This window comes from Neoroseomonas soli (assembly GCF_018129065.1).
GTDB lineage: Bacteria > Pseudomonadota > Alphaproteobacteria > Acetobacterales > Acetobacteraceae > Neoroseomonas > Neoroseomonas soli.
This window is the reverse complement of the sequence record NZ_JAAEDM010000065.1, coordinates 1-19142: the sequence shown is the minus strand read 5'-3', so window position 1 is coordinate 19142 and position 19142 is coordinate 1. Positions and strand designations below refer to the sequence as shown.

The 19142-nt window shown below is 70.7% G+C and carries 16 protein-coding genes; all 16 read right to left on the bottom strand.

The genetic code is table 11. The features are described 5' to 3' along the window. The 16 genes from GXW76_RS19085 to GXW76_RS19010 all read right to left on the bottom strand — a co-directional run bounded on the left by GXW76_RS19085 (position 1) and on the right by GXW76_RS19010 (position 19060). Positions 1–261 (bottom strand): MoaD/ThiS family protein, encoded by a 261-nt coding sequence (locus GXW76_RS19085; RefSeq protein WP_338150998.1) that lies wholly within the window; start codon positions 259–261, stop codon positions 1–3. A gap of 7 nt (positions 262–268) precedes the next feature. Continuing rightward, positions 269–1351 carry a WD40/YVTN/BNR-like repeat-containing protein gene (locus GXW76_RS19080; protein WP_211863692.1) on the bottom strand — a complete coding sequence of 361 codons (1083 nt, stop codon included), beginning with the start codon at positions 1349–1351 and terminating at the stop codon, positions 269–271. 13 nt (positions 1352–1364) lie between these two features. Then, positions 1365–1850 (bottom strand): DUF1579 domain-containing protein, encoded by a 486-nt coding sequence (locus tag GXW76_RS19075; RefSeq protein WP_211863691.1) that lies wholly within the window; start codon positions 1848–1850, stop codon positions 1365–1367. Between the two features lie 27 nt (positions 1851–1877). Continuing rightward, positions 1878–2318 (bottom strand): SRPBCC family protein, encoded by a 441-nt coding sequence (locus GXW76_RS19070; protein ID WP_211863690.1) that lies wholly within the window; start codon positions 2316–2318, stop codon positions 1878–1880. After that, complete coding sequence (locus GXW76_RS19065) at positions 2315–2647, bottom strand: ArsR/SmtB family transcription factor (RefSeq protein WP_211863689.1); 333 nt, start codon at positions 2645–2647, stop codon at positions 2315–2317. Before GXW76_RS19065 ends, GXW76_RS19070 begins: the two co-directional genes overlap by 4 nt. 48 nt (positions 2648–2695) lie before the next feature. Next, entirely contained in the window at positions 2696–3088 is a 393-nt protein-coding gene (locus tag GXW76_RS19060; protein WP_211863688.1) for a DUF4150 domain-containing protein, read from the bottom strand. 10 nt (positions 3089–3098) lie between these two features. Beyond that, positions 3099–3698 (bottom strand): DUF3540 domain-containing protein, encoded by a 600-nt coding sequence (locus GXW76_RS19055; protein WP_211863687.1) that lies wholly within the window; start codon positions 3696–3698, stop codon positions 3099–3101. 26 nt (positions 3699–3724) lie between these two features. After that, the gene (locus GXW76_RS19050; protein WP_211863686.1) at positions 3725–4786 is read right to left on the bottom strand and encodes a pentapeptide repeat-containing protein; all 1062 of its coding nucleotides are present in this window, start codon (positions 4784–4786) and stop codon (positions 3725–3727) included. Beyond that, complete coding sequence (locus GXW76_RS19045; protein ID WP_211863685.1) at positions 4783–7389, bottom strand: DUF2169 family type VI secretion system accessory protein; 2607 nt, start codon at positions 7387–7389, stop codon at positions 4783–4785. Before GXW76_RS19045 ends, GXW76_RS19050 begins: the two co-directional genes overlap by 4 nt. 19 nt (positions 7390–7408) lie before the next feature. Further along, entirely contained in the window at positions 7409–7780 is a 372-nt protein-coding gene (locus GXW76_RS19040) for a DUF3592 domain-containing protein (protein ID WP_211863684.1), read from the bottom strand. Then, positions 7777–9975 carry a type VI secretion system Vgr family protein gene (locus GXW76_RS19035; RefSeq protein ID WP_211863683.1) on the bottom strand — a complete coding sequence of 733 codons (2199 nt, stop codon included), beginning with the start codon at positions 9973–9975 and terminating at the stop codon, positions 7777–7779. The genes GXW76_RS19040 and GXW76_RS19035 overlap by 4 nt, the downstream gene beginning before the upstream one ends. A 414-nt stretch (positions 9976–10389) precedes the next feature. Next, positions 10390–11586, bottom strand: a complete 1197-nt coding sequence (locus tag GXW76_RS19030) for a polysaccharide pyruvyl transferase family protein (RefSeq protein ID WP_211863682.1) — start codon at positions 11584–11586, stop codon at positions 10390–10392. A gap of 81 nt (positions 11587–11667) precedes the next feature. Further along, entirely contained in the window at positions 11668–12111 is a 444-nt protein-coding gene (locus GXW76_RS19025; RefSeq protein WP_211863681.1) for a hypothetical protein, read from the bottom strand. Between the two features lie 51 nt (positions 12112–12162). Then, positions 12163–16023: a glycoside hydrolase family 99-like domain-containing protein gene (locus tag GXW76_RS19020; RefSeq protein ID WP_246514521.1), complete on the bottom strand. Its 3861-nt coding sequence runs from the start codon at positions 16021–16023 to the stop codon at positions 12163–12165. Positions 16024–16073: 50 nt separating this feature from the next. Then, positions 16074–17408: an HlyD family type I secretion periplasmic adaptor subunit gene (locus GXW76_RS19015; RefSeq protein ID WP_211863680.1), complete on the bottom strand. Its 1335-nt coding sequence runs from the start codon at positions 17406–17408 to the stop codon at positions 16074–16076. Beyond that, positions 17405–19060, bottom strand: a complete 1656-nt coding sequence (locus GXW76_RS19010) for an ATP-binding cassette domain-containing protein (protein ID WP_211863679.1) — start codon at positions 19058–19060, stop codon at positions 17405–17407. Before GXW76_RS19010 ends, GXW76_RS19015 begins: the two co-directional genes overlap by 4 nt. Positions 19061–19142 lie beyond the last annotated feature (82 nt).

The following is a 19142-nucleotide window of genomic DNA, read 5'->3' as shown; positions in this document are numbered from 1 at the left end:
TCAGCCCCCGCTCATCGCCGTCATCACCAGCATCTCGCCGCCGGGCGGCAAGGGAGTGGCGAGCGTCGCGCGCTCGCCCTCCACGAAGACGTTGAGGTGCCGCCGGATCGCCGGCGTGGAATCGCACAGCCGGTCCCGCATGCCCGGCCAGCGCGCATCCAACACCACGACCGCCGCAGCGACGTTCGCGGCATCCACCTCGACGACGCGCGGCGCACCCGGAAACAGCCGCACCAGCGCCGACGGCAGCAGCACCGTCACCACGGCGCTACCCCCCGACCACCAGTGTCTCGACCGAGGTGATGGTCGGCAGATGTTCCGCGAGGCAGGTCCAGCTCTCGCCTTCATCCGTGCTGGCGTAGAGGCCGCCGCCGCTGGTGCCGAAATAGACGCCGGCCGGCTCGAGCCTGTCCGTCGCCATGGCCTGGCGGAGCACGCCGATGAAGGCGTTCTGCTGCGGCAGCCCCTTGCGCAGCGCCTGCCAGGTCGCACCGGCATCGCGCGTGCGCCACACCGCCGCCTGCGCATCCGGCACGTAGCGTCCGAGCGTGTCGCCGTTCAGCGGCACCAGGAACAGCGTGTCGGCATCGCGCGGATGCGCCACGGCGGGGAAGCCGAAGGTTGACGGCAGCCCCTTCTCGATGCTGACCCACTGCCGGCCGCCATCCTCGCTGCGGTACATGCCGCAGTGGTTCTGCTGGTAGAGCCGGTCCGCCGTGCCCGGCGCCAGCACCAGGGAATGCACGCATTGGCCGAATTCCGGGTAGCGTTCGGCTTCAGGCGCATAATCCTGGCGCGTGCCGCGGTTGCGCGGTTCCCAGGTCGCGCCGCCATCGCCGGTGTAGAAGACGCCGCCCGTCGAGATGCCGACCCAGATCCTGTCCGCATCACCGGGATGCGGCACGATGTGGTGCAGGATCAGACCGCCGCCGCCCGGCTGCCACTCGGGGCGGGAGGGATGGTCGCGCAGCCCGTGCACATGCGACCAGGTCGTGCCGCCATCCTCGCTGCGGAACAGCCCCGCCGGCTCGACGCCGGCAAAGAGCGCGTCAGGCCCTCGCGCGAGACTCCACACCGACTTGATCGGCGTCTCGCCCGCCGCATAGGCGAGGCCTTCGCTGGAATGCGTCCACGTCTCCCCGAGATCGCCCGAGGTCCAGACCGCCGGCCCGAACCATTCATTGCCGCCACCCGCGTGGATGGCGCCCGTCGCCGGGTCCGCGATGACGTGGTTGACCGGCCAGGCGTCGCAGTACGGCCCGCGCAGGCCCCAGTCCTTCCGCCCTGCGTCGCCTTCCATGATGAAGGCGCCCTTTTTGGTGCCGATCAGCAGCAGGATGCGCTGCGCCATGTCACTGCCCTCCTCAGCCCGCGCTGCGATAGCGCGCGACGATGATCTGCTGCCACGTCCCGTCCACGCCCTGCATGCGGGTGGTGAGCGTGCGGTTCCCCGCGGCATCCAGCCCGATGATGTCCTGGTACGGCGCCATGCGGCCCGGCGTGCTCATGTCCGGTCCCTCGGTATCGAGGGTCAGCGCCGTGCCGCTCGCATCGAGGTGCCCGCGATAGATCCAGAGATGCGTCATCATCGAGGCCGTGAAGGTCCCGAGGAAGCAGCCCTGCGCCGGATCGTAGCCGAGCATCATGTGGGTATGGCCGATGCCGCCGCCTGGCATCTCCGTCGCGCCCTCCGCGATGACCCAGAGGTCGCCGAGCCCGCGAACCCGCTCGGTCGCCGTCACCGACATGGGGGGCTGGCCGGGGCCGGTGGGGCATTCGCCCTCCATCCGCCAGTCGCCAAGCAGGCGCTGCAGCCAACGGTGCTCTGGCGTGGGTTCCGGTCCCTGCATCGATCCCTCCCGTTTGGTCTTGTTGTGTCAGGCCGCCTTCTCGAATTCGGCGACCAGGCGCTCGAAGGATTCGGTCCAGCCGCGGCGGTGGCGGGTGGCCGTGCCCTCATTGGCGAAGCGGTCATGGACCAGCGTGACCTCGGTGCCCTCGGGCACCGGGCGGAAGGTGACGGTGACGCGGGAGACGAGTTCGGCCGTCGCCTCCCAGGCCCAGGAGAAGACCAGGCGTTCCCCCGGCACCACCTCGGCATAGGTGCCGGACACGGTGTGGCGGGCACCGGTGTCCTCGACGAGGGTGACGCGGAAACTCCCGCCGACCTGCGCGTCGATCTCGGCCGACAGCACCATGGTGTGGTGCGGTCCCCACCAGCGGGCGAGGATCTCGGGGCGCGTCCAGGCCTCGAACACCGCGGCGGGCGGCGCCTTGATGCGCCGGACCATGGTGAGGCTGGGGACGACCTCGTTCATGCCTTGGCTTCCAGTTCGGCGGCCAATCGGTCGAGGCTCTCCGACCAGAAGCGCGCATAGCGGGCGAGCCAGCCCATGGCGTCCTCCATCGGTTCCGCCACCAGGCGGCAGGACACGGTGCGTCCCGACTTCTGTCGCGCGATCAGCCCGGCGCCTTCCAGCACGTCGAGGTGCTTCATCACCGCCGGCAGGGACATGGAGAAGGGCCTTGCCAAGGCGCTGACGGAAAGGCCCTCCTCGGCCGCCAGACGCTCGACCAGGGCGCGCCGCGTCGGGTCGGCAAGCGCGCCGAAAACGCGATCCAGACGGGCGGCCTCTAAGTCAACCATACGGTTAACTTAAGGCTCGCGCCGGGCGGCGTCAAACCTTTCCCGGCGTCACGGCGCCAGGATGATGACCAGCGTCTGGCTCGGCACCACGCGGCAGCCTGGGATGTTCGTGCTGTTCTGCAGCGACATGGAGGTCAGCCGCGTCGCCGGCATCCCCTCGATCAGCGTGGTGAAGGACCCGATCAGGTGCCGCGAAGGCCCCATCACCGTGCCCGAGGCCACGCCCAGCAGCACGCCGGCATTGTCGCCGTTGGTCATGGGGATGGTGGTGCCCATGTTGTGCATCGGCGCGCCGAGCACCAGCGTCGAGAACTGGTTCGGGATCGCGGTCGGCCCCATCGCGATGTTCGGATAGGGGATCGGCACCGGCGGCACCGCCGGCGTGATGCAGACATCGGGGAAGGCGAAGTCCATTCCCATCATCTGGGTGTTGGCGAACATCGGCGCGCCCTCAGCCGAGGTGGATCTGCGAGCCGTGCAGCTTCACCAGCACGCCCGCCTGGACGTTCGCCGTCTCGCCGCGCAGGTGCAGGTGGCCGCTGGCGCGCTGGTCGATGTCGCGCGCGCGGATCTGCTCGCTCTCCTCGACGAAGCGGTAGGACCGGCGGAAGCGGCCGATGATGCGCTCGGCCATGGTCTCGATCGCCTCGGCCACCAGGGAGAGGCGGCCCGCGCGCGCCTCCGTCCGGTCGGCTGAGACGCCGAGCGTGCCGGTCACCACCTGCGTCCGCTCGCTCTCCATCACCAGCGTCTGCGCGGCGAGGTTGAGCCGCCCGCCATCGGCCGCGAGCGTCGCGCCGTCGGGCAGCGCGAGGCGCATCGGCGCATCCCCCGCGCGCTCCAGCACCGCGAGGATGTAGCGCACCGTCCCGGCCCGCCCGAGCAGGACGACATCGCCCGGCTCGGGCTCCACCAGGCAGGAGAAGGCGCGCCGCGCCGGCGTCTCGCGGCCTTCGAGGCGCAGCGTGTAGGCATCGCCGTCCCGCGCCAGCACGTCCGCCGCCTCGGTCTCCGCCATGGCCAGGCCGGTCATTCCGGTGATCGCGTTCATCTGCCTCTCCTTGCCCGTCCCGTTTCTCAGCGCGGCGCGAAGCGCTGCTGCCATTGTTCGGCCTGCGCCCGGTCCTGGTCGGGCGGCAGCGCCGACCGACGGTCCGGGATACGCGCACCTGCGTCGCGGATCATATGAAGGTTTGCACGTGCCAGGGTGGCGCCGGCCAGGTCCGCCTGCTCGAGGTCCGCGTGACTCAGGTCGGCATAGGTCATGTCGCACTGGCCGAAGCGCGCCCGCGGCGCCTTCATCCGCACGCAGATCGCCTGCACCATGCGGGCGCCGGAGGCGTCGGCCTCGGTCAGGTCGGCATCCTGCAGGATGGCGTTGGACAGGTCCGCCCCGCGCAGCACCGCCCCATGCAGCGTTGCCTCGAGCAGCACGGCCCTGGCCATGCGCGCGCCCTCGAAATTCGTCCCCACGGCCTTGGCCTTCTGCAGCCCCGCCTGGACCAAGTCCGCGCCCGAGAGGTCGCAGCCCGAGATGTCGCATTCGGAGAAGAAGCAGCCGCCCACCTGGAAGCCCGGCAGCGCCCGCCCGGCGAAATGGACCTGGATGAAGGCGGTGCGGATGAAGCGCGTGCCGGCGATGCCGACGCGGGTGAAGTCGCCCTCGATGAAGACCACGTCCTCGCAGACCGTGCCGCCGAGGTCGATCTCGTCGGTGCGGCACTTCATCATGTTCACCTTCGCCATCGTCGCGCCCACGAAGGTGGCGCGCGTCAGCCGGCACTGGATGATGGAGGCGCCGGTCAGGTTGGCCTTTCCGAAATTCGCGCCGCGCAGGCCGCAGCCGACGGCGTTCCACATCGGCGCCTCCACGCCACCGAGATTCACGCGCGTCATGGCGCATTCGACGAAGTTCGCCTGCGTCAGGTTCGCGCCCGAGAGGTTTGCGCCGTCCAGGCGCACATTGGTGAACAGCGATTCACGGAAATTGGCGCCGCTGAGGTCGGTGTTGGAGAGGTCCGCCCCCTCGAACAGGCCGCCCGAAAGATCGGCGCCGGCAAGGTTCAGCCCGGCCCAGCTGCGCTCGCGTCCGATCATCTCGCCGTCGCGCACCAGCGCTTCGAGTTCTGCCCGGCTCATGTCGGCGTCCTGCGCGGGTTGAGGCGCACGCGCGTGCGCTGGGTGCGCTCATAGCGCGTCGCGCCGTCGCCATGGATGCGGGCGAGGTCGGCCTCGTAGAGACTGCTGTCGCTGAGGTCGGCGCCGCGGATGTCCGCGCGCGCGAGGCTCGCGCCCATCAGGTCGGCGCGGGTGATGCGTGCGCCACGCAGGTCGGCAACGACGAAGCGCGTTTGCCGCGCGCGCGTCATGTCGAAGGAAGCGCCTTGCAGCCGGCAGTCGGAGAGGTCCGAATCATCCAGCACCGCGCCGTCGAAGACCGCGCCTTCCAGCACCGTGCCGCGCAGGTTGGTGCCGAGGCAGCGCGCACGGGCGAAGCGCGCACCCGTGAAGTCGCAGGCTTCGGCGAAAGCGGCCTTGGAGAGGTCCGCACCGTCGAAGACCGCCCCCTGTCCGCGCGAGCCGACGAAGGCCACCTTCCGCAGGTCGGCGCCGGTGAAGTCCGCCCCGGCCAGGTTCACCTTCACGAAGACCGCCCCTTCCAGCATCGCCCCCGCCGCCCGCAGGCCGGTGAGCGTGGCCTCGCTGAGCACCAGGTTCGGCGCCACCACGCCGGCGAGGTCCGCGCCTTCCAGCGAGGCATCGCCGAGCACCGCGCCGGTCAGGTCCGCATGCTCGAAGCGCGCGCGCCGCAGGTCCGCCCCGCGCAGCACCGCGCCGCGCAGGATCGCGTCCGACAGGTCCGTGTCAACGAGCGAGGCGCGGCCGAGATTGGCTTCTTCCAGGTCGGCGCGCGACAGGTTCGCGCCTTCGAGCCGCGCATGGGCCAGCACCGCGCGTTCGAGCTTCGCGCCACGCAGGTTCGCCCCGGTCAGGTTGGCGCCGTCCAGCCAAGCCTCGGTCAGGTCGAAGCCCGAGAGGTCCAGACCGGAGAGATCCGCGCCACACAGGTCGAGCCGCGGCCCGCCCCGGCTTCCGTCGAGCAGCCTGACGCGCAGCGCGGCATTGGCGGCGGCGTCGAGGCGCGGCGCCGGATCCTGCTGGTCGGCGGCGAGAAGGTAGGCCTTGCGCTCGCCTTCCTCCGCATCGACCCAAAGCTTGCCGATGGCCGGATCGGCCAGGGTGTTGTGCACGATGGCGGCGTCGCGCCCCTCGGCCTGCATCTGTGCCGCCTCCGCCTCCATCTCGCTGCGCGTCCTGGCGGCGGAGAAGGGCGGCGGGCCGGCAGGCTTCTTCTTCAGGTCCGGCACTGGCTGGCCGGCGGCGGCGGCCGCGGCCTCAGCCTCCGCCTGTTCCTTCGCCATGAAGGCCTCGCTCTCGCGGCGCACCTTCTCGGATTCGGCGCGGACGCGCTCGATCACGGCGGGGAGCTGTTCGAGCGAGGGGACCGGCTCCTCCTCCTGCGGCCTGGGCGGGCCGTGCTTGTCGGGGTCGAGGCCGAGTTCGACGAGCGACTGGCGCTGCTTCTCGTATTCCTTGAGGCGCCGCTGGTGGGCGCGCTTGCGCAGCAGCCCCTGCTCCTCATGGCGGATGCGCGCTTCCTCCATGTCGGGGTCGGGGACGATCATCTCCTCGGGCACCAGGGCGCTGTCGCGCATGGCTTCGAGCAGCCCGTATTCGGGTTCGAGGCGCGCAGCCATCACCGCCTCGAACGCCGAGACGGGGCGCGGCGCGCCGAGGCGATCCGCGCCGACGATCGCCAGCGTCACGTCGCGCGCGTCTTCCTCATCCACCCGGACGCGGCCGTGGTGGATCATCACCAGGCGCTTGCGGGCGGGGAAGAACCATACGGTGGTCAGCGAGAGCGGCACGTCCTCGAGCCGGCCGGAGCCGCGGCGCTCGATCAGGATGCGCGGCTGCAGCCCCGGCAGGCGGCCCGTGAGTTCAGGCTCCTCCGCGTGCATGTTGGTGAAGGCGTAGTCCTCGTCGCCCTTGAGGAAGCCCGCGAAGCGCTGGTCGGGGTTGGCGGCCATGAAGACCCGCCAGTCGATGTCGCGGGCGAAGCCGGGGAAGTCCTCGTCCAGCCAGCGCTGGTCGTGGGTGCCGGCGAGGCGCTGGCGCTGCGGCCAGGAGATGTCGATCGGGCCGAAATTGACCGGTTCCGGCGATGAGGGACGCGGCGCGCCCTGCGGGAGCACGACATTGGGCAGCGTCACGCGGAAGCCCACGCCCTGGATCGGCACCTCGTCGATGCCGCGGCCCAGCGGGTTCTGCGGATATTTCTTGCCGCCATAGGCGCGGTCCCAGCCGAGCGGCATCTCGGTGAAGGGCAACGGCTGGGTCGGCACGCCGTCCTCGATCCAGCGGTCGCCGACGGCGGCAAGGCGCTTCGTCACGGCGCCGAGCCGCGCGGACACGGTCACCGTCTGGACCGGCGCCCCGCCCGGCGCGAAGGCGCTGCCGGCGACGAGGAATTCCGCCGCCGTCTTCGGCAGCACCAGGTCGAGCGGCTGCTCCGGCGGCAGCACCGTCGGCAGGAATTTCCACATGGCGATGTCGCCGAGCAGGCCCGGCCTGTCCCCCATGGGGCAGAAGCTGACGGCCGCGACCGTGAGGAAGAAACGACGCTGGAACTCGACCGGCCGCGACAGCACGCCGAGCGCGAAGGGCTTGAGGATCTTCATGCCGGAAGCCTGCCTGACGTCACGGCATGACCGCGATGCGCTCGGGGTGGGCGGGGTCGTAGCGCACGTCGAAGGTGCGCCCGGGAAGGAAGAAGCGCACATCGTCCGCGCCGGGAATGCGCGTGATGGAACCGCGCCATGGCGGGCGCCCCTCCGCCCGGACCTCGAAGTGGATGACGAGTTCGGGCACAAGCTCGATTCCGAAGCGGCGCCCCGTCTCGTCCATGCCGGTGACGACGGCGGTCGCCGGCAATCCGTGGGCGCGGATCCGCTTCTCCTGCATCCCGCGCAGGAGGTTCGGTCCGAAGATCAAGGCCGGCACCGCCACGGCGAACAGCACCAGCGCGACCAGGATCCACGTCAGGGGCCCCATGCGGAGCAGGTCACTCACGCGGAATAGAGCTTCAGGCCGCGCTTCGTCTCGAACGCCTTGCTGCGGACGGCCAGCGCCTTGTTCTTGATCTCGATGCCGCCGGTTTTGATGGACAGGCCGAAATTGTCCATCTTGATGCCGGCGACGTCGAACTTGAGCCCCGCCACGATGCCGATCGACACGCCCGAGACGTCGGTCTTGACCGCTGAGTTGCTGGTCTTGAACACGTAGGCGTCGCCCGAGGCGAGACCGGTCTTGAACCAGCTCGGACCGATCTGCTTGATCGAGGGCGCCGTCAGCGTGATCGAGGCGCCCGCGGTGATCGCGATCGACACGCCGGCGGTCTGCGCGATCGAGGTCCCGACGGTCTGCGTGACCGCCGCTCCGACGGTCTGGGTGAAGGACGCGCCGATGGTCTGCGTCACGCTCGCGCCGATCGTCTCCGTCATCGAGGAAGCGATGGTGCGTGTCTCGTTGGCCATGAAGGTCTCGGTCACGTCGCCGGTGACCGCACGGAACTCGGTCTTCTGAATCAGTTCGGTGAAGTGGCCGTTGACCGTGGTGTTCTTGTCGTTGCCGACGGTCAGCGTCTCGTTGTTCTTGATCGTTGTCGTGCGGTCGCCGGTGCCTTTCAGGCCGACCTTGCGGGTCTCGTTGTTCTCGACCTCGGTGTCGTAGTCCTTCTCGGCGTGGATGTAGATCTGCTCCGAGCCCTTCTTGTCCTCGAAGCGGTATTCGTTCGACCCGCCGCCGCCCTTGGTGGAGTTGGTCTTGATGCCGGACTGCGTCTTGTTCGCGGGCAGGCCGTAGGGCACCTGGCTCTCTGCGTTGTAGACGCGGCCGGTGATGATCGGGCGGTCGGGGTCGCCTTCGAGGAAGTCCACGATCACCTCATGCCCGATGCGAGGGATGTGGATCTGGCCCCAGTTCTGCCCCGCCCAGCCCTGCGAGACGCGGATCCAGCAGGAGGACTTGTCGTCCTTCTTCCCGAGGCGGTCCCAGTGGAACTGCACCTTCACGCGGCCGTACTTGTCGGTGTGGATCTCCTCCCCCGACGGGCCGGTGACGATCGCGGTCTGCGGGCCGTGCACGGAGGGCTTCGGCGTCACGCGCTCGGGGCGGAACTTCACGCTCTTGGGGATGCAGACGAACTCGTTGTCGTAATGCGGCTCGGTCGGCTGGCGCCGGCCCCAGGCCTGCGTGGTCCAGTGGCTGTAGTCCTCGGCCCGGTGGCGGACCTCGGTGATCAGCACCTCGGAATCCTCGATGCCCTCGATCTTCACCCGCATGCCGGCATTGAAGCCCGCCACGCCGCTTTCGCCGCGGCGCTGCTGGTGGAAGGCCTCCTCACGCTCGATCTGCAGCCGCGCGGCCTGCTTCCCGAGACCCTTGTCGGGGTAGAGGCCGGGGTAGTCGTAGCGCTCGCGCGACTTCATCTGCTCGACGTCGATCTGCGTCGGCTCGTTCACTTCGAGATCGACCGACGGCGTCTCGAAGTTGAAGTCGCGCAGGCTCCACTTGCCGGAGCGTACGGCGAAATCCTCATCCAGTCGCCGGATGGCATCCGAATCCTCGCGGCCGGTGATCGGCAGGTCGTTGGAGAAGGGCGCGGCGAAGGTCGAACCGTTGTCATCGGCGATGACCAGCGTATGCCGGTTCATCTCGTGCTCGTGCCAGAAGAAGATGCCGTTCTGCTCCATCAGGCGGGAGATGAAGTCGAGCGCGGTCTCGCGATACTGGACGCAGTAGTCGAGCGGGTCGTAGCTTCCGGTCAGCTTCATCTGCACGTTCTTGACGCCGTGCAGGTCGAGCACCGCCTTGACGATGTCCGGGACGGACTTCTCCTGGAAGATGCGGCAGTCGCTGGTGCGGGAGAGGAACCACAGCGCCGGCACCACCTCGGCCCGCCATTCGGTCGCATCGCCGCGCTGCGCGAAGCCGCGCGTCAGGCGGCTGAAATGCCCGTGCAGCGGCCGGCGCTCCACGCCGGTGATGCCGAGGTCGCTCTCGCCCGGCCGCCCGAACCACAGCGTCACCTCGGTGCCGAGCAGCTTCTGGACCTTCTCGGCCGGCTCCTCGGTCGAGAACCTGATCCTGAACAGGAAGGGCTTGGAGATTGCGTCTTCGCCCTCGACCTCGGTCAGGACGGCCTTGTCCGTCCCGAGCTTGGTATTGATCGCGAGGATCCGGTTCGCCTGATCGTATCCGGCCATTGCCACGAGGATGCGCCTCCGTCCCGCCCGGTCTGCACGCCAAGGCATATACTGCCTTGAGGGAGGCGGGAATGCCACCGCCCCTTCCGCTTCTGCCCCCTCCGCCGCCAGATGTCCCTGAAGCCTTGCAGGGGGCACGCGGGACGCGGCCCTTCCGAGGCACGGCCGCCGCCGGGCATTCGCCAGAAGGCCAAGCGGCGGTCCAATCCCGCCGCTGCGGCCGCCGCCCCGCTCATCGAAGGGCGGCGCGCCAGCGAACGATTCGCCGCGCCGGTGGTGAACGGCACGCTGGTCCGCTTCGTGCCGGCGGGCTGGCCGCCCTCGTCGTTCTCAATCCCGGCGCCAGCGAGTCGGACCTGTCAGCGAGGCCGTGACCTTCGCCGACCGGCGGTGACCGGCGGCGCGGCAGGGGAACTATGCCGCGACCGGCTCGGCCATCTCCGCCTGGTGAAAGCCGAGGCCGAGCCCGTTCCTCTCGAGGAAGAGCCGCCACTCGATGCCGAGCCGCCGGAACTGCGCGAGGAACGGCGCATAGTCGAGCGACGCGGCGCGCTCCATCACCTCCTCGGCAGGCCGCGGACGGTCGAGCATCACATGCGGCACGCGCAGCAACTCGCAGAGTTCCCGCGTGCGCATGTCGTGCACCAGGAACAGCGCCGGCGTCCCCGCCAGCAGCGCCGCGACGTTGCCGTGGAAGCGCGAGCCGATCGAGACGCCCATCGTCCCCATGCAACCCACCCAATCCTCGACCGAGAAGAAGATGCGGATGCGGCGCTCGACGAAGTCGCGCAGTTCCCCGCGGGAAGCGGAGACCCCGAAGAGGTCGGCGATGCTCCGCGCGGCGGCCGCCGCGCGATCCCCCTGCCCCGCCGCCATGGCGGCGAGGAAATCCATCTCCGGCTGCTCGTTCTGCAACATGTAGTAGGCGTTCTCGCCGAGCAGGCGCTGGAACAGGGCATTCTCGGTCGCGCGCATCGCGTCCGGATGCAGCGCGTGGCGGCGGACGTTGTTGGAGAAGTTCACCGCGATCCGCTCCAATCCCGGCCGTGCGGTGGCAAGCCGCGCAAGGGTCCCGGCCCGCAGCCCGAGCAGCGAGGGGCAGCCGACGATGCTGGTGTTGCGGATGCCCATGTCCCACAGCACCTCGGCGGTGAAGGCGCCGCGGACGCCGATCGAGCCGCCGCGCTCGGACATCAGGCGCAGGAACTTCTCGGTTCCGGGCTTCAGCGCCGGCGCCTCGCCCGGCTTCAGCTGCGAGCCGAGGCCGAAGCAGAAGATGGGCAGCCGCGCACGCTCGAAATACTCGGCGTGGACCGTCAGGTCGACACCGTTGCCGACGAAGTTCGACGCCGGGACGAAGAGCATGTCGAAATGCTCGTGCAGCCGCTCGGCGGGAATGGCACCGAAGCCTGGATGAAAGGCCTTGTGCAGGCAGTCGGTGCCGTGGAACAGGCCGTGCCCGATGAAAAGGTTGCCGGTGTTCGCGCCGGTCGCGTCCAGCCCTTCGGCCAGGCTCCGGTACGCCGGCACATGCGCCGGCGCACCCCAGAAGCATATGCGCTTGCCGGGGGCCGAGATCCGGAACAGCGGTGGGATGTCAGGATCCGTCATGGGGGCTTCCTCCCGGATGGCGTCTTGCTGCGGGGCGGGTGGACCGGGGCGGATTTCGCCGCCCCGGCCGTGATCCGAGTCTCAGGCGGCTTCGAGCGCGCGCTTCCACTGCTGGGTGTCGGCCTCGTAGTGCGGGCTCGGGCTACGCCATTCGGCGGCGCCGACCATGCTGAAGTGCTCGCGCCCGGAGGAGAGCTTCCCCGCCTTCACCGCCGCCTCCACATCGGGATAGGCGCGCAGGTACCAACGTTCGTCCACGTCGGGCGTGCCGCCCCTGCGGCCCTCGAAATAGCCGAAGCCGATGTAGTGCAGGCGGGCGCTCTCGATGGAGCCCGACTTTGTCGCAGTCGCGACGTCGGGGTTGGCGGCGAGGTAGCCGGCCTCGTTGAAGTCGCCGTTGGCGACGGCGATCTGGAGCAGGAAGCGGAACAGGCCGAGCGGCACCGTCACGTTCTGCTCTCCCTTCAGCTCCTCACGCGAGGTGCCGATGCTGCGGAGAAGGGCGTCATAGGGCGGGATGTACATTCCATTGGCTCCTGTCGATCGGTTTGTGGTCCAGGGTGGTGACCGGCCGCGTTAGCTCGCGCGGCTCTTGCTGCGGCGCGCCCGGCGCCGCTTGCCGACGGGAGGCGGCGGCGCCAGTCCGAACTGCGCCGCCACCTCCGCCAGATAGGCCCGCTGCGCCGCCCCGGCATGGGCGGCCTCGGGGAAGGCCTCGCGCGCGAAGGCATGGCAGCGTGCGATCTCATCGACATGCCGATCGCCGTCGAGCGCATGGGTCACGCTCGCCGCGTGGCGTCGATGGACGTTGAGCGGCGCCGCCTCGTAGGCGACGCGCGCACCGGGGGCGGCGAGCGCCTGCAGGTAGAGCCGCCAGTCGCCGGCCATGCGGAAGCCGGAGAGGGCATCGCCGCATTGTTCCAGCGCCTCGACCAGCGCATCGCGGCGCCAGACCACGGCGCTGACGTTCAGCACCAGGTTCTTCACCGCCAGGAAGCGGCGCACGAAATCCGTGGCGCCGAACACCTCGGAACGCGCGAGGGCGCCCGGTTCCAGCGTCGCGTAGTACTGCTTGTAGTCCGGCCACATCGGCGTGCCGTCGGCGTGGATGGTGCTGCTGTCGGTGAAGGCGAAGCGGATGGACGGGTCGGCCTTCAGGCTCGCCACCGCGCGCAGCAGGAAGTCCGGGTCCGAGAGGTCGTCCGCCTCGGCGATCCACAGGAACTCCCCCTGCGCGAGCGCCGCCGCCTTGCGCCACTGGGCGAAGACCGAGCCGGAATTGACCGCGTTGGGCTCCAGCCGGATGTCGCGCCCATGGCGTGCCGCGACGGCGGGGATGACGTCGAGGCTGTCGTCGGTCGAGCAGTCGTCGAGGACGATCACCTCCCGCACCGGATGGCTCTGGCGGAAGATCGAACCCAGCCGGTCCGGCATGTAGCGGGCGTAGTTGTAGTTCGGCACCACGACCGATACCGAGGCCAGGTCCGGCACCGCGAGGTGCAGCAGGTCCCGCACATAGGGCCGCCAGCCAAAGCGCGCGGCGGCCAGGCGCTGCCGCGCGGCGGCGTCGCTCGCGCGCGCCGGGTCGTCGCGGTCGGTGCGCAGCAGGGCCGCGAACGCCTCGGCCATCGCGGTCACGTCACCGTAGGGCACCACCTCGCCGGCGCCCGTTTCGGCGAGCAGCCCCGGCATGCCGCCGCTGCGGTCGAAGGCGACGACCGGCAGCCCGCTCGCCAGCGATTCCAGCGCCACCGAGGGGAAGGGGTCCTCGCGCGAGGTCAGCGCATACGCATCCGCCGCGCGCAGGAAGGCGCCGACATCGCTGCGGTGGCCCGGCATGTGGAAGGTGCCGGTCGCCTGAGCGGCGGCGATCTCCTCGGCGAGCCAGCCCTGCATCGCGGGATCCATGGTCCCGAGCCAGCAGAGATGCACCCGCCGCCGCCCGCGCCAGCGCAGCAAACGCCACAGTTGCAGGAAGAGGTCGAAGCCCTTCCGCATGTCGGCATAGCCGATGCCGAGGACGAGACGGTCCTCCGGCGCCATGCCGAGTTCCGCGCGGATCGTCGCCTCTGCGTCCGGCGGGGCGGCCAGGTTCTTGTAGATGCCCTGGTGGCGCAGCAGGAAGCGCTCGTCCTCCGGCAGGCCCAGCGTGCCGAGAACTTCCTCCCGCACGAAGGGCGCCGGGAAAACGACGCGCCGCGCCGCCGAGATGCCGGCACGTGCGGGTTCGGCGAGGTGCTTCTCGCGGATCAGCCGCGGCAGTTCGTGGACCAGCAGCACCGCGTCGATGCCGGCGGCCTTGAGCGCGGCGACCGCCAACCCCGCGGCAGTCGTGTTGACGATGGCGTGGCGGAAGCCGCGCGCCGCGGCGGCAGTGATCCGCGCGGCGAGCGCCGCTTCGCCCGCCACCACCGTGGTGGGCGCGACACGCTGATACGCCGGCTCCATCGCCCCGCCGCCGAGCAGCAGGAACTCGATCTCGCAGCCGAAGGCGCGGCGCAGCGTGGTGCCGATGGACAGCAGCAATTGCTGCGCGCCCCCCGGGAAGGCGTCGTGGCCGACCAGCAGCAGGCGCGGCGGCGCATCCTGGCCGCTCCGCGTGGCGCCGCTCACGGCCCGTCCGGTGGCGTTGAGATAGGCGCTGCCGAAATGCAGGTCCGGTTCGAGATAAGCGCCCTCGCACCACTCGTTCCAGGCGTTCACGCAGACGAAGGACTCGCCGTGGAATGGGTGTTCCGCGGCGCGCTCGATCAGCGCGGCGAGCCAGGCCTCGTACTTGGCGGGCGTGCTGCCGGTGATGACCAGGCCATTGCCCTGTCGCCGCGCGTCGTTGTCCCAGGATGGAACGGCGGTGCGGATCAGCGGGAAAGGCGGCGGGGGTTCCTCGATCGAGACGCGAACCACGCTCTCGTACTGGTGCACCTTGCCGGTGAAATCGGGATCGAGGATGTCGAGCCCCGTCGCGATGGGCTCGAGGTTCTGCGTCAGCTTGTGCGGCGGGAACTCGATGGCGCCATCGAGGCCATAGGGCCGCGGGTCGGTGTCGCCGAAGCCCTGCGCCATGACCAGCAGCGGATCCTCGCCGTGCTTCTCGCGGAACAGGTGCCGCCAGCGGGCGATGGTGGACTTCGTCTCGGGGATCAGGGCGGGGCGATAGACCATCAGCACCGGCCGCCCGCCGACGCGGATGTAGCGGGCATCGCGGAAGTGGCGGGCGAATTCCGCGACCATCCGCTCGTCGTCGTCGGGGCGGTAGTCCTGCGAGATCAACACCTCGCTCTCCGCCCCGTCCCAGCGGCGCGTCCAGTTCTCGTTTGCCCACATCAGGCAGAAGGGCATGTCGATGGAGGGGTCGGCGAGGAAGCGCTCGACCGGCTTTTCCATCAGCCGCGTGCCGTTGAACCAGTACCAGTAGAAGACGAAGCCGTGCACGCCACCGGCCTTCGCCATCTCCACCTGGCGACGGAAGATTTCGTCGCCCTGCAAGGTGTAGAAGCCGAGGTCGCGCGGCACGCGCGGCTGGTAGTGCCCCTTGAAGCGTGGCAGGCCGCGCGGGACGTTGGTCCATTCGGTGAAACCCTTGCCCCACCAGGCGTCGTTCTGCTCGAAGGCGTGGAACTGCGGCAGGTAGTAGGCGAGCAATTTCACGCGCCGCGGCGCGTCGGCCGGCAGCGGGCGGAAGTCCTCGAAATCCGGCCCCGGTCGCGTGAAGCGCTTGACCTCGCGCGGCACTGTCGCCTCGTCGTCCGGCAGGCGGCCATGCACGCCCGGCTCGTGCCGGTGTGCGAGCCAATGCGCGAAGGGATTCTCCGAGAGGTCGCCGCGCAGGTAGCGGTGCGCGTAGAAGCGCACGTCGAACTCGGCGGACGGGTTGCGCCCTTCCTTGTAGCCCTGGCACCAGAAATGCTCGAAGGGATCGACGCCGGCCGCCGCCACGTCCGGGTTGCGGCCGAGATAGTAGTCCACGTCGAATTCCGGCACCGGGCTGCAGCGGCCGCTCGCGCGATGCTTCAGCCAATGCGCCAGCGCCGTCTCCCCGGCCGGCACCTCGTAGCGCCCGCGATACCATCGGGTGTCGAAGAACGGCCCGGCCCTGCGCCCCTCCGCATCGCCGTGCAGCGCGTAGTGCAGCAGCGGGTTCAGTCCGCCCTGCGCGACATCCGGGTACTGCGACAGGTACCAGAGCGGATCGAAATACGGGTTCGGCCGCCGGCCTTCGGTGTAGCCGTGGTCGAAGAAGTGCTCGAACGGCTCGCTGCCCGCCGTGGCGATGTCGGGATAGGAAGCGAGGTAGTACTCCGCGTCGAACAGCCCCGAACGCGCCAGTGCCGCCATGCGCATGGCGCGCAGCGCTTCGCGCGTCATCGGCGCGGGCTCGTCATCCGGCGGCACGGTCTCGACACGGCGCTTCTCGAGCAGGGCGAAGAAATCGGTCATGCAAGGGGCCTCGTCGGGTGCTTCATGGGGTGCGGGGCGACGCGCATGGCTCAGTCGCGCAGCGAGCGCCGCAGCGCGTCGGTGATCGGCCGCAGCACGTAGTCGAGGGCGGTCCGCCGCTCCCCGAGCACGAAGGCCTCGACCGGCATGCCGGGGGCGAGCGCCGCCCCGGCGGGCAGGGTGGCGGCAATGGAAGGATCGATCGCGAGCCGCGCGAGGAAGTAGGAGCTGCCCTGCGCATCGGTCTGCCGGTCGGCGGAGACGTAGATGACCTCGGTGTCGGCCAGAGGCACGTCCCGCGTGCGGAAGGCCGGGAAGCGCAGCCTCGCGCGCTGCCCGACCGCGATGTTCTCGACATCCGTCAGCGCGACCCGCACCTCGGCGACCAGCCGGTCGTCCAGCGGCACCAGGTCGAGCACAGGCTGCCCGGCGCCGATGCTGCTGCCGGTGGTGAAGAAGCGGATCTCCGTCACCACCCCGGCCTCGGGCGCCGTCACGACGCGGCGGGAAAGCACGTCCTGCGCGCCGCGCAGCCGCTGCTCGGCATCGGTGCGCTGCGCGCGCGCGTCCTGCAGGTCGCGCGCGACCTCCTGCTGGCGGTTCAGGCGGGTATTGGCCATTTCCAGCTGCGCCTGGGCGATCGCCTCGCGGGCCTGGGCCTCCTGCGCCTGGTACTGGCCGAGATTGCCGGCGAGCTCGGCCTCCGTCCGCTGCAATTCCCAGTGCCGCGTGCGCGTGGCGTAGCCGCGCTCCAGCAGTTGCGTGACGCCGGCGAGTTCCTCGCGCGTCGCGACGAGACGCGTCGCCGTCGCCTCCCGCTGCGCGGCATGGGCGGCCATCTGTTCCTGCTGCTGGGCGATGCGCGTGCGGCTGACACCGAGCGCGCCCTCGTAGGCTTCCCACCGCGCGGCGAAGAGCCGTCCCTCCGCCTCGATAAGCGAGGCGATCGCCGGATCGGCGCGGCCCGCGTCGCCGGCGCCGTCTGGCAGCACCATCTGGCGGCTGTCCTGCTGCTCGGCGGTCAGCCGCGCCGCGCGCACGGATTGGGCCCAGTAGGCGGCGCGCGCCTGGGCCGTGGCGGCGCCCGCCTGGGTGGTGTCGAGTTGCAGCAGCGGCTGCCCGGCCGCGACGCGCTCGCCTTCCCGCACCAGGAGCGTGCGCAGGATGCCGGGCTCGAGCAGCGTCACCGTCTTGCGCCGCCCCTCCGCGACCAGCGCCCCCTGCCCGATCACCGCGCGCTCGATCGGCGTGACGGCTGCCCAGGACACCAGCCCGCCGACGCCCACGATCACCACCAGCAGCGCCGCGAGCACGAGACGCCCGATGCGCGGCGGCGGCATCGCCGCGTCGAAGGCCGCTTCCAATGCGTCGGCCGCTGCGCTCATGCTTCCATCTCCAACGACCAGGTTCCGTCGCCCGCCAGCCGCAGCACGCCATCGACAACGCCATGCCAGGGCGTCGGATCGTGCGAGACCACCAGCATCACCGCCCCGTCGTCCCGCGCGGTGGCGACCGCCTGGCGCAGCCCGGCGCGCGCAGCGGCGTCCAGCCCGGCCTCGGGTTCGTCCAGCACGATCAGGCGCGGCGCACCGTGGAAGGCGCGAGCCAGCGAGACGAGCCGCGCCTGCCCGCCGGACAGGCCCGCCTCGGGTCCTGCGGCGCTCTCGTAGCCGCGCGGGAGGCGGCCGATGGCCTCATGCGCGCCGACCTGCCGCGCGGCGGCGACCGCCGAGCGCGCGTCCTCGGCGGCGAAGCGCCCGATGTTCTCGATCACGCTTCCGTCCAGCAGCTGCGCGTCCTGCGGCAGGTAGCCGAGCCGCGGGCCGGTCTCGCCGCGCGGCGTGCGCAGCGTGTCGCATCCGTCGAGCAGCACGCGTCCCGCCTCCGGTTCCGCGAGGCCGAGGATCGCGCGCAGCAGCGTGGTCTTCCCCGCCCCATTCGGCCCGGCCAGGAGCACCGCCTGGCCGGGTGCGAGAGACAGGTGCAGCCCCTCCAGCATTGGCCGCGCCGCACCCGGGGCGCGCAGCGTGAGGCCCTCGATCATCAGCCCCGGCGGCGCGGAGGCGTCGGGCCCTACCGGCGCGGGCGGTGCACCGCGCCTGACCACATTGGCCAGCCGCCGCGCCGCGGCGATCCCCTCGCTCCAATCCCGCCAATGGCCGACGAGATGCATCACCGGCTGGATGGCGAGGTTCACCATCGTGGCCGCCGCGATCATCGAGCCGGGCGAGATGCGGTGCTCCAGCAGGAGCCAGACGCCGGTGCCGACAACGGCGATCTGCTGCGCGAAGCCGCCCAGTTGCAGCAACCCCGCAAGGGCGCTGGCCTGCCCTTCCGCCCGGCCCCGCCCCGCCACGGCCTGCGCGTGAACCGGCGCGAAGCGGGCGAGCACCGCCGGCAGCAGCCCAAGCCCCAGCACCAGGTCGCGTTGCCCCAGGCGCCCGATCAGTTCCCGCCGCGCGAACCCCTCGGCCTGCGTCGCCGCCGACAGCGTGCCCCGTGCCGCGCGGTCCGCCAGCACGCCGATCGCCGCCTGCACCAGCGCCGCCACGAAAGCCACCGTGAAGAAAAGCGGGTGCAGCATCCAGAGGAAGCCGAGCGCAAGCGGAATGGACAGCAGGTCCAGCACATCCGCCGGCACCGACCCGCCCAGCAGCCGCCGCAGCGCCGCCACGTCCTGCAGCGCCCGTGCGGCGACGACGCGCTCCCCCGCCAGGCTGACGCGCACCGTCGCGGCGAGCGCGCGCAGTTCCAGCCGGCGACCGGCGCGCTCGGCCATGGACGCGAGCAGCGCCGCGCGCAGGTGGCGCAGCACCCCACCCAGCATCAGCACCGCCAGGAACGCCGCCGCCAGCACCCAGAGCGTGTCCAGGCTACGGCTTTCCAGCACGCTGTCGAAGACATGCATCGTGAGCAGCGGCGTGGTCAGCAGCGTCGCCTGCACCGCGACCGAGAGCAGGATGCAGAGCAGCAGAACCGGGACCACCGGCGCCGCCGCGGCGCGCGGCGGGGCCGGCAGGGACAGCGTCGCGCTCATGATGCCTCGGGCCCCGCGATGCGGCGCGGCGGTTGCGGCAGGGCACGCCGGGCACCGGGGGCCGCGAGCAGGCGGCGGCCCT